The 9,903-nt window shown below is 74.6% G+C and carries 9 protein-coding genes; 8 read left to right on the top strand and 1 reads right to left on the bottom strand.

Annotated elements, in window-relative coordinates; all coding sequences use genetic code 11:
- Positions 1 to 274: 274 nt before the first annotated feature.
- From proB to MW084_RS08815, 5 genes are all read left to right on the top strand, one after another.
- On the top strand, positions 275 to 1,390 hold the full coding sequence (proB, locus tag MW084_RS08835) for a glutamate 5-kinase (RefSeq protein WP_275563539.1): 1,116 nt from the start codon (positions 275 to 277) through the stop codon (positions 1,388 to 1,390).
- A 124-nt stretch (positions 1,391 to 1,514) separates the two neighbouring features.
- Positions 1,515 to 2,018, top strand: coding sequence for a hypothetical protein (locus MW084_RS08830; protein WP_029553280.1), 504 nt, complete (start codon positions 1,515 to 1,517; stop codon positions 2,016 to 2,018).
- A 313-nt stretch (positions 2,019 to 2,331) separates the two neighbouring features.
- Positions 2,332 to 3,633 (top strand): glutamate-5-semialdehyde dehydrogenase, encoded by a 1,302-nt coding sequence (locus tag MW084_RS08825; RefSeq protein WP_029553281.1) that lies wholly within the window; start codon positions 2,332 to 2,334, stop codon positions 3,631 to 3,633.
- Between the two features lie 100 nt (positions 3,634 to 3,733).
- The gene (locus MW084_RS08820; RefSeq protein ID WP_010468467.1) at positions 3,734 to 4,279 is read left to right on the top strand and encodes an SCO2584 family spore wall biosynthesis protein; all 546 of its coding nucleotides are present in this window, start codon (positions 3,734 to 3,736) and stop codon (positions 4,277 to 4,279) included.
- 95 nt (positions 4,280 to 4,374) lie between these two features.
- Complete coding sequence (locus MW084_RS08815) at positions 4,375 to 5,589, top strand: SCO2583 family membrane protein (RefSeq protein WP_010468469.1); 1,215 nt, start codon at positions 4,375 to 4,377, stop codon at positions 5,587 to 5,589.
- A 262-nt stretch (positions 5,590 to 5,851) separates the two neighbouring features.
- On the opposite strand, the gene MW084_RS08810 is transcribed toward MW084_RS08815, so the two are convergent.
- Positions 5,852 to 6,985, bottom strand: coding sequence for a M48 family metallopeptidase (locus tag MW084_RS08810; RefSeq protein ID WP_010468471.1), 1,134 nt, complete (start codon positions 6,983 to 6,985; stop codon positions 5,852 to 5,854).
- A 215-nt stretch (positions 6,986 to 7,200) separates the two neighbouring features.
- On the opposite strand from MW084_RS08810, the gene MW084_RS08805 reads away from it, so the two are divergent.
- From MW084_RS08805 to MW084_RS08795, 3 genes are read left to right on the top strand one after another with little or no spacing between them, the layout of a single operon-like run.
- On the top strand, positions 7,201 to 7,368 hold the full coding sequence (locus tag MW084_RS08805) for a hypothetical protein (RefSeq protein ID WP_029553282.1): 168 nt from the start codon (positions 7,201 to 7,203) through the stop codon (positions 7,366 to 7,368).
- A gap of 47 nt (positions 7,369 to 7,415) precedes the next feature.
- On the top strand, positions 7,416 to 8,036 hold the full coding sequence (gene nadD, locus MW084_RS08800; protein WP_029553283.1) for a nicotinate-nucleotide adenylyltransferase: 621 nt from the start codon (positions 7,416 to 7,418) through the stop codon (positions 8,034 to 8,036).
- 19 nt (positions 8,037 to 8,055) lie between these two features.
- Positions 8,056 to 9,882 carry an LCP family protein gene (locus MW084_RS08795; protein ID WP_010468477.1) on the top strand — a complete coding sequence of 609 codons (1,827 nt, stop codon included), beginning with the start codon at positions 8,056 to 8,058 and terminating at the stop codon, positions 9,880 to 9,882.
- Positions 9,883 to 9,903: the final 21 nt, after the last annotated feature.

Raw genomic sequence — 9,903 nt, 5'->3', positions numbered from 1 at the left:
CACAGGCCGACGGGCNCCCGNCGCGGCCCGCGGGCCACGACGGCGGAGGGCGCCGCTGCGCCGACGGCGGTCGGCTGACCCCGGAGGGCGTACGCGGCCGGGTCCTGCCCGGCGGCGGTACCGGACGGCCCGCGCACCCCGCCGGGGAGCGCGGGCCGTCCACCGCGCCCGGGGCCGCCGCGGATGTCCGGAAAGCCGCCCGCGGAATGGAACACACGCGCGCGCGATCGCCCGGCTGGCATAGATTCGCCCTGTGACAACGGCAAGGCAGCACGTGACGGAAGCACGCAGGATCGTCGTGAAGGTCGGCTCCTCCTCCCTGACCACCGCCTCGGGGGGCCTGGACGCGGACCGGGTGGACGCGCTCGTCGACGTGTTCGCCAAGGTCCGCGGCGAGGGCGGGCGGGAGGTGGTCCTGGTGTCGTCCGGCGCCATCGCCGCCGGTCTCGCACCGCTCGGCCTCGACCGGCGCCCCAGGGACCTCGCCCGGCAGCAGGCCGCCGCCAGCGTCGGCCAGGGCCTCCTCGTGGCCCGCTACACGGCCTCCTTCGCCCGGTACGGCGTGCGCGTCGGCCAGATCCTGCTCACCGGCGACGACATGAGCCGCCGCGCCCACTACCGCAACGCCTACCGGACGCTGGAGCAGCTCCTCGCGATGGGCGCCCTGCCGGTCGTCAACGAGAACGACACGGTCGCCACGGACGAGATCCGGTTCGGCGACAACGACCGGCTCGCCGCGCTTGTCGCCCACCTCGTCCGCGCCGACCTGCTGGTGCTGCTGTCGGACGTCGACGGCCTGTACGACGGGAACCCCAGCCGGCCCGGCACGTCCCGGATCGAGGAGGTCCGCGGCCCGGAGGACCTGGAGGGCGTCGAGATCGGCTCCGCGGGGAAGGCCGGGGTCGGCACGGGCGGCATGGTCACCAAGGTCGAGGCGGCCCGGATCGCGGCGGCCGCCGGCATCCCCGTGGTCCTCACGTCGGCCAGCCGCGCAGCCGACGCCCTCGCCGGACGGGACACCGGCACGTACTTCCACCGCACCGGGCGCCGCTCCGCCGGACGGCTGTTGTGGCTCGCGCACGCCTCCGCCCCGCGGGGCGCCCTCGTCCTCGACGGGGGCGCCGTACGGGCCGTCGTGCACGGCAGGAAGTCGCTGCTGCCCGCGGGGATCGCCGCCGTCGAGGGCGAGTTCGTCGCCGGCGATCCGGTCGAGCTGCGCGACGCGGGGGGCCGGCCGGTGGCGCGCGGCCTCGTCAACTTCGACGCCAAGGAGATCCCCCAGCTCCTGGGCCGTTCCACCAGGGAACTGGCGCAGGAACTCGGGCCGGAGTACGAGCGGGAGGTCGTACACAGGGACGACCTGGTCGTCCTGCACCCCTGGAACGGCTGAAAGTCAGGTCAACCCCCGCGAACCTTCGCCAAAACAGCCCCGCGTCCTGCCCGGGGCTGGTCAACTTTGTCCGGGGGGCAAGTGGGGTGACAGCACGACGGACGCATCGATCAGGAGGCCGCCGGTGAGACGAGCGCGCCCAGGGGCAGCGCCCCGCGGGACGACCGAACGGGCCTTGACCAGTGTCGGGGCCGGGGCCGACTTCGACGACGCCCCGCCCCGCTCCGGGGGCGGCGGGGACCACGCCCCGGGTCCGGGGGAGGCTGACCGCACCCCGGACCGGCAGGTGTCCAGACTGTGGCACATCACACTCAGCGTGTCGGGCCGCAAAGCTCCCCTGCAGGAGGTCCGGCGGGCGCTCGAACAGCTCGCCCACGACCATCCGTTCCTGCTGACCAGCAGATACGCCGGCGACCACGCGGAGATCCGCTACTGGGAGGAGGCCCGCGACCTGCACGACGCGGCCGCCGTCGCCCTGCGCCTGTGGGGCGAGCACCGCAAGAGCGCCCGGTTGCCGCCGTGGGAGATCGTCGGCCTGGAGGTCATCGACCGAGAGACGTACCACCAGCGCATCGCCGAGGGGTACGGACCGCCGCCCGCTTCCCCGGTCGGCGTACACCCGTACTGATTCCGGTCATATTTCCGGGCCGGAATACCGCCGGCCGGGGCGGCGGCGGGGCGGGGTCCGCGGCGTCCCGGCGGGATGCCGCGGCGGCCTGCTTCGGCCGGGTGCCCGGTGGGGGCGNCGGNNAGCTCCGTGGGGTGCNCCTGCCGGGGGCTCCGGCAGGGGCCGCGGCGAAGTGCCCCGGGGACGCGCTCCGAGGACGCGCTCCGGCGGGGCCCGGCGGGGGTTCCGGGGGCGCCTCGGGAAGGCGTCTCGCAGGCCGGGACGGAGCGGGGCGTGCGAGAGGCGCCCGCGGCGAGCGCACTACCCTTCGGGCATGACCTCGCAACCCGCTTCCCCGTCCACGAATCCGCACGACGGCGCGTCGCCGGTGACGCAGGCCGCCCACCGGGCCTGCGCGGCCGCCGCCGACATCGCACCGCTGCCGCGCGCGGCGAAGGACGACGCGCTGCTGGCCATGGCGGACGCCCTCGAAGCACGTACGGCCGAGATCGTCCAGGCGAACGCCGAGGACGTGGCCCGGGCACGGAAGGCCGGCACCGACGAGTCCGTCGTCGACCGGCTGACCCTCACCCCCGAGCGGGTGCGGGCCATCGCCGCCGACGTCCGGCACGTCGCCGCGCTGCCCGACCCGGTCGGCGAGATCGTGCGCGGCTCGACCCTGCCCAACGGCCTGGACCTGCGGCAGGTCCGCGTTCCGCTCGGCGTGGTCGGCATCATCTACGAGGCCCGGCCCAACGTCACCGTCGACGCCGCCGCCCTCTGCCTGAAGGCGGGCAACGCCGTCCTGCTGCGCGGCTCGTCCTCGGCGTACGCGTCCAACAACGCCCTGGTCGAAGTCCTGCGCGACGCCATCGGCGGCGCCGGCCTCCCGGTGGACGCCGTACAGCTCGTGCCGGGCGAGTCCAGGGACTCGGTGCACGAGCTGATGCGGGCCCGCGGCCTCGTCGACGTCCTCATCCCGCGCGGCGGCGCGTCGCTGATCCGCACCGTCGTCGAGCAGTCCACCGTCCCCGTCATCGAGACCGGCACCGGAAACTGCCACGTGTACGTCGACGACCGGGCGGACCTCGACATGGCCGTCGACATCCTGGTCAACTCCAAGGCGCAGCGCGTCAGCGTGTGCAACGCCGCCGAAACCCTCCTCGTCCACCGGGACATCGCCCCGCGGTTCCTGCCGCGGGCCCTGGACGCCCTCGCCGAGGCGGGCGTCACCGTCCACGGCGACGAGCGGGTCCTGCCGTACGCGGAGGGCTCCAAGGCCACCGTCGTCCCGGCGACCCCGGAGGACTGGGAGACCGAGTACCTGTCCTACGACATCGCCGTGGCCGTCGTGGACTCGCTGGACGCCGCCGTCGCCCACATCCGCCGGTGGACCTCCGGGCACACCGAGGCGATCGTCACCACGTCGCAGGCGGCCGCCCGCCGCTTCACCCAGCTGGTGGACTCCACGACGGTCGCCGTGAACGCCTCGACGCGGTTCACCGACGGCGGCCAGTTCGGTTTCGGCGCCGAGATCGGCATCTCCACGCAGAAGCTCCACGCCCGCGGCCCGATGGGGCTGCCGGAGCTCACGTCGACGAAGTACATCGTCACCGGCGACGGACACGTCCGGTGACCGGCTCCCGCCGCGGTACGGGTCCCGGGCCCGTGCCGCGGCGGGAAAGGTCGCGCACTCTCCCTGCCGGACGGCGGCCTCCCGGTCTACTCTGGGACACGTGCCGGACGACGTGGGGGGCAGGCCGTTCCCGGACGGTCGGGAGCCCGACGACGACCGCGGAGGCGCCGACGACGAGTTCGCCTCCGTGGTGTTCGACGAGGCCTTCGTACGAGCCGCGAAGGTGCACGAGCCGACCGCCGTCGAGCGGCTGGTCGCCGCCGCCCAGGCCCGCGCGGACGCGGCCGGGTCCCGCGGCGGCCCCCCTGGCGACGATGCGCACACCCCCGACGCGCGGGCCGGCCACGACGACCGCGACGACGACCCCGACGGCCTCCACGATCCGTACGGCCCCTACGGCCCCTACGGAGGCGCCCTCCGCCCGTACCGCCCCGGCACGCGCTGGTACCGCCCCGTCGCCTGGCTGGTCGCCCTGCTGATGGGCCTCGGCATGGTCGCCCTCGCACTCACCTCCGTGCACCGGGGCTCCTCGGGCGGCCGTGAGGAGAAGGCCCCCACTCCGGCCAGCAGCGGCGTCGGCCCGGACGGTACGCCCCCCGCCGGCCGGTCCGCTCCACCGGTCCCGGCCGCCCCCGGCACTCCCTGACCCCGGCCCTGTNCNCNNNTCNCCCCCGGGCGGGCCCCTCGACTCCACGTCCGGCGGGGCGTTTACCCGGCCCCGCGCCGACCCACCCTGAAGGTATGGCAGGGAGCGGCGACCCGCCCGACGGAACACCCGACGGCACACCGGAGGGATTCCCCGGCAGGAACGAGGAGCACCGGCCCGTCGTCTTCGACGAGTCCTTCGTCCGTGCTGCCCGCCTCCAGGAGCTGTCCGCCCGGGAGCGCGCGGGCGGCGGCACCCCCGCGGTCCGCAGCCGCCCCGGCGCCGACCACGAGGACCTCGGCCCGGCCCTCGAACGCGACGCGGAGTACGAGTACGCATACGGCCTCGGCCGCCGTCCCCGGCGCGCCGCCCGCCGCCGCGCCCGCGGGCGGGACGACGGCCCCGGGCGCGCGGCGGGCGCACGCATGGGAGCCCTCGCCCTCGTACTGCTCGTCGCGGTGGTCTTCGCCGCCGTCCACCTCGGTTCACGCCATCCGTACCGGCTCCTCCCCGACCCGCGTGCCGAACCCCTGCGCACCACCCTCGTCGCGCTGGCCCCCACCGGCCCCGTGCCGGGAGGGCGACCCGGCGACCTGTACGCCCGCAGCCCCGCCGCGCAGTACCGCGACGGCGCCGCCGGCATCGCCCTGCCCCCCGCACGCCGCACCGCGCACTTCTCGGAGGACCAGGTCACGACCGCCCTCACCACCGCCAGGGACTTCCTCGTCCGGTCCTCCCTCGACCCCGGCGTCCTCGCCGGCGGCACCACCCGCTCCGTACGGCTGCTCCTCGACCCGGACCAGTTCGCCCAGTTCGACCGGAGCGTCGACTCCCCGGCCGCCGACGGGCGCCACGCCACCGGCGGCTGGCTCGTCCGGTTCGACCCGGTCCGCGCGGTCCTCGCCGACCCCCGGATCCGGGTCCGCGGCACCCTCCGGGCGACCGAGGTGTCCGGCGACGTCCTGGAAGTCGTGTCCGACCACACCTTCGCCTACGCGCTGCGCCCCCCGGAACCCGGCCCCGCCTCCGCCGCCTCCCTGTTCACCGTCCGCCGCGAGCTGCGTTTCCGCTTCGACCGCGGCGACCTGCGCATGCACCGCACGGAACTGGTGACCAGCCACCTCCAGGCCGGCCCCATGGACTGCTCCGCCGACCTGTCCGGCGCCCTGCAGCCGCTCCTCGCCGGCCGGAGCCCCGCGACGACCACCCCGCCGGCCACCGACCCCTACGCCCCCGCCCCGGCCGCCGCCACCCGGCTCTGCGCCGCCCTGTCGCCCGACAGCCAGCCCTCCCGGCCGCGGGCGCGCTGACCCGTGGGACCGGTGACGCGACCGGCGGGCGGCCGGAGCGGCACCTCACCGGGTCCGGGACGAAAGGCGGTGCCGGGCCGCCGCCACGGATTCCGGGAACCCGGGACGGCGGCTCCGCGGGGCCCGCGTCCCGCACCCGCGGCGCGCTTTCGCGGTGCACGCCCGGGGCGGCCGACGGACCGCGCCGGGCGACTCCGCGCCGTACCGGCACCCCGAGCACGGAGCACGGAGCACGGCCCGGAGCCGCGCCGGGCGGACGGGATCAGGAAGCGCCCGGACCGCCGTCCTTGCCGCCGGAGCCGGAGCCGGAGCCGGAGTCAGAACTGGAATCAGAGCTGGAGCCGGAATCAGAGCCGGAGCCGGAGCGGCCCCCCGAGGCGCCGGTGAACTTCTCGAAGAGCCTGCCGCCCAGGTCCCCGGCGCCGCCGGCTATGTCGCCGACCAGCTTCATCAGCGGGTCCTTGCTCCCGCGCACCGTGTCCGCGTAGTGGCTCGCGGACTCGCGGAAGGAGTCCGCGACCGACGCGTCCCCGTCCTCCGACCGCCGCGGGTAGTGACCGTCCATGATTCGCTGGTAGTCGCGGCTCTCCGACCACTTCTTCAGCTCGGCGGCCCGGACGGTCGTGAACGGGTGGGAACGCGGCAGGACGTTCAGGATCTTCAGCACGGAGTCCCGCAGATCGCCGCCCGACTCGTACTCCTCCGCCTGCGCGAGGAACGCGTCCACGTTCATCTCGTGCAGGTGATGGCCGCCCGCCAGCTTCATCAGGCCGCGCATCGACGCCTGGAGGTCCTGGCCGACCAGCAGGCCGGCCCGGTCCGCCGACAGCTCCGACTTGCGGAACCACTCCCGCAGCGCCGTGACGACCGCCATGACCGCCACGTTGCCCAGCGGGATCCACGCCACCTTCAGCGCCAGGTTGGTGAGGAACAGCAGCACCGTCCGGTACACGGAGTGGCCCGAGAGGGCATGGCCCACCTCGTGGCCGACGACGGCGCGCATCTCCTCCTCGTCCAGCAGTTCCACCAGGCCCGTGGTGACCACGATGATCGGCTCGTCCAGACCGATGCACATCGCGTTGGGTTTGGGGTCCTGCGTGACGTACATCGGCGGGACCTTCTCCAGGTCGAGGACGTAGCAGGCGTCCCGCAGCATGTCGTGGAGGCGGGCGAACTGGGCGTCGCCGACCCGCACGGAGTCCGAGAGGTACAGCAGCCTCAGACTGCGCTCGGGCAGCAGCCCGCTCAGCGCCTTGAACGCGGTGTCGAAACCGCTGAGCCTGCGCAGGGCGACGAGCGCGGAGCGATCCGCGGGGTGCTCGTAGGCGCGGGAGGAGATGCCGGGAAAGCGCCGGCGCGTGCGGCTCGGCACGTTCCCGTGGCCGTTCTCTGTCATGATTGCCCCCAATTTCATACGAGATCTGACTCGTCCCCCCTGGCGGACCTCAGCGTAGGCGGTGCTCCGGGAAACCGCCGAGGCTGTGGACAACGACCTGTGGACAACGGTCCGTGCCGGGACAACGCCTGAGTCGGCGTGAGGGTGCCCGCACCGCCCGCATACGATGTGCGCGAAGTCCCCGCTCCGACTCCGATGGATTGGTCCCGCAGAAGATGAGCAGCCTCCACACCGCCGCCGCCCACCTGGTCACGCTCGCCGAGGGTGGTTCCGGGCACGGCGGCAACCACGAAAGCCTCAACCCCTACCTCACCGGCGGCGGCGCCCTCCTCGCGCTGCTGCTCCTGCTCTGGGTCACCACCCGCTTCAACCGCGACCGCTGAGCGGGCGCCGCCGGGACCGCACCGCCGTGCCGTTAGGCTCTGCACGCATGGGAGAGCAGGAAGTGCCGAGAAGTCCCGGCAAGCGCCGCCTGGGGGTGATGGGCGGGACGTTCGACCCGATCCACCACGGACACCTGGTGGCCGCCAGCGAGGTGGCCGCCCTGTTCCACCTCGACGAGGTGGTGTTCGTGCCGACCGGGCAGCCCTGGCAGAAGAGCCACAAGACGGTGTCCCCGGCCGAGGACCGCTACCTCATGACGGTCATCGCCACGGCGTCGAACCCGCAGTTCTCGGTCAGCCGCATCGACATCGACCGGGCGGGCCCCACGTACACCATCGACACCCTGCGGGACCTGCGCTCCCTCAACCCGGACACGGATCTGTTCTTCATCACCGGCGCGGACGCGCTGTCGCAGATCATGCCGGGGTGGCGCAACGCCGAGGAGCTCTTCTCCCTCGCGCACTTCATCGGAGTGACCCGTCCCGGCCACGACCTGTCGGACGACGGCCTGCCCGAGGGCGGCGTCTCCCTCGTCGAGGTGCCGGCCCTGTCCATCTCGTCGTCGGACTGCCGTCAGAGGGTCGCGCAGGGCGATCCCGTCTGGTACCTGGTACCGGACGGCGTGGTGCGCTACATCGACAAGCGCCAGCTGTACCGGGGCCAGTGAGCCGCGGAGAGGGGCACCGGTGAACGACCAGAACAGCCAGTACGACCCGTACCACCCACCGCAGCCGCAGATCGTCGGCTACGACGAGTACGGGCAGCCGGTGTACCAGCAGGCCCAGCAGCCGTTTCCGCCCCAGCCGCCCCAGTACGCGGGGCAGCAGGACCACGGGTACGGCCACGACCCGTACGCGCAGGCGACCCAGCCGTACCCCGAGCCGCAGCAGTATCCCGGCGACCAGGCGTACCAGGGGTACGAGGGGTACGAGGGGCAGCCGGCCCACGGCGGCCACGACCCGTACGGCCCCTGGCAGTGGCAGGCCCCGCAGCCCCCGCCGTCTCCGCATCCCTCCGCCGCCCGGCCGCCGGAACCGTCCGCGCCGCCGGCGCCCGGCGGGGTCGCCGCGCCCCCGGGCGTGCCCGGACAGCGCCGTCCCGCCCCCGGAGCGCGGGACCTCGCGGAGTCCGAGCCGCCCGCGAAGGCCCCGGCAGGCGATGGTCCGCGCATCGACCGCGAGGCCGGCGAGTCCCACGACCGGCCCGGCTCCGGTGACTCCGGGGAACGGCGGAACGCCGGCGACGGCGGGGGCTACCGGACCGAGCAGTTCGCCTTCGTCGACGAGCCCGACGAGGAGTCCGAGGACGCCATCGACTGGCTCAAGTTCACCGAGAGCCGTTCGGAACGCCGGGAGGAGGCCAAGCGGCGCGGCCGCAACCGGATCGTCGCGCTCTGCGTCGTCCTCGCCCTCGCCCTGGTCGGCGGCGTCGGCTACCTCTGGTACGCGGGAATGCTCCCGGGTCTGTCCCGGGGGGAGGACCGGCAGGGCGGCGCCACCGCCACCGGCCCGCAGAAGCGCGACGTGATCGTCCTCCACCTGCACAACACGAGGGACGAGGCCACCTCGACGGCCCTCCTGGTCGACAACGCCACCACCGGGCGGGGCACCACGGTCCTCCTGCCGAACGCGCTCGCCGTCGCCGACGACGACGGGACGACCACCACCCTCGGCAAGTCCGTCGAGGACGACGGCTCCTCCGGCACCCGCGAGGCCATCGGCTCCCTCCTCGGCACGAGGATCACCGGCACCTGGCGGCTGGACACCCCGTACCTGGAGAACCTCGTCGAGATCGTCGGCGGTGTCGACCTCACCACCGACACGGAGGTGCCCGCCGAGAAGGAGGGTGAGCCGCCGGTCGTGCGGAAGGGCGAGAACCAGACGCTCGACGGGCGCATGGCCGTCGCCTACGCCACGTACCGGGGCCCGGGCGAGCCCGAGACGGCGCAGCTCCAGCGGTTCGGCCAGGTCGTGCACGGAGTGCTGCGCAAGGTCTCCACCGACCCCGAGGGCGCCACCGCGACGGTCCGGTCGCTGGCGCAGATCCTGGACCCCTCCCTTCCCGAGAAGGACCTCGGCGCGTCGCTGGCGAAGCTCGCCGAGCGCGCCAGGAAGGGCGCGTACAAGACCGCGCTGCTGCCCGTACGGGGCGACGGGCGGCTCACCGAGGAAGCCGGCCGCGGTGTGGTCCGGGACATCCTCGGAGGGTCCGTCAGCGCACCCGCGCCGGGCTCCGTGGTGCGGGTGGGCCTCCGCAACGCCAGCGGCGACGGCGATGCCACCGAGGCCGCGCGGATCGCCCTGGCCAACGGCGGCTACGCGGTCGTCGACGGCGGCGCCGCGGACGGCACGGAGAGCGCCTCGGAGGTCGTCTACGGCGACGCGACGCAGAAGGCCAGGGCGGAGGAGGTCGCCAAGACGCTCGGCCTCCCCGCCCGCGCGGTCCGCAAGGGCGAGGCGTCCCCGAACGCCGATGTCACCGTCGTCCTCGGCGGGGACTACCGGGGCGAGTGACGGCTCGCCGGGCTGTCGGTG

Source organism: Streptomyces sudanensis (assembly GCF_023614315.1).
GTDB lineage: Bacteria > Actinomycetota > Actinomycetes > Streptomycetales > Streptomycetaceae > Streptomyces > Streptomyces sudanensis.
The sequence above is the reverse complement of the archived record's forward strand: the minus strand, read 5'-3'. Positions and strand labels throughout refer to the sequence as shown.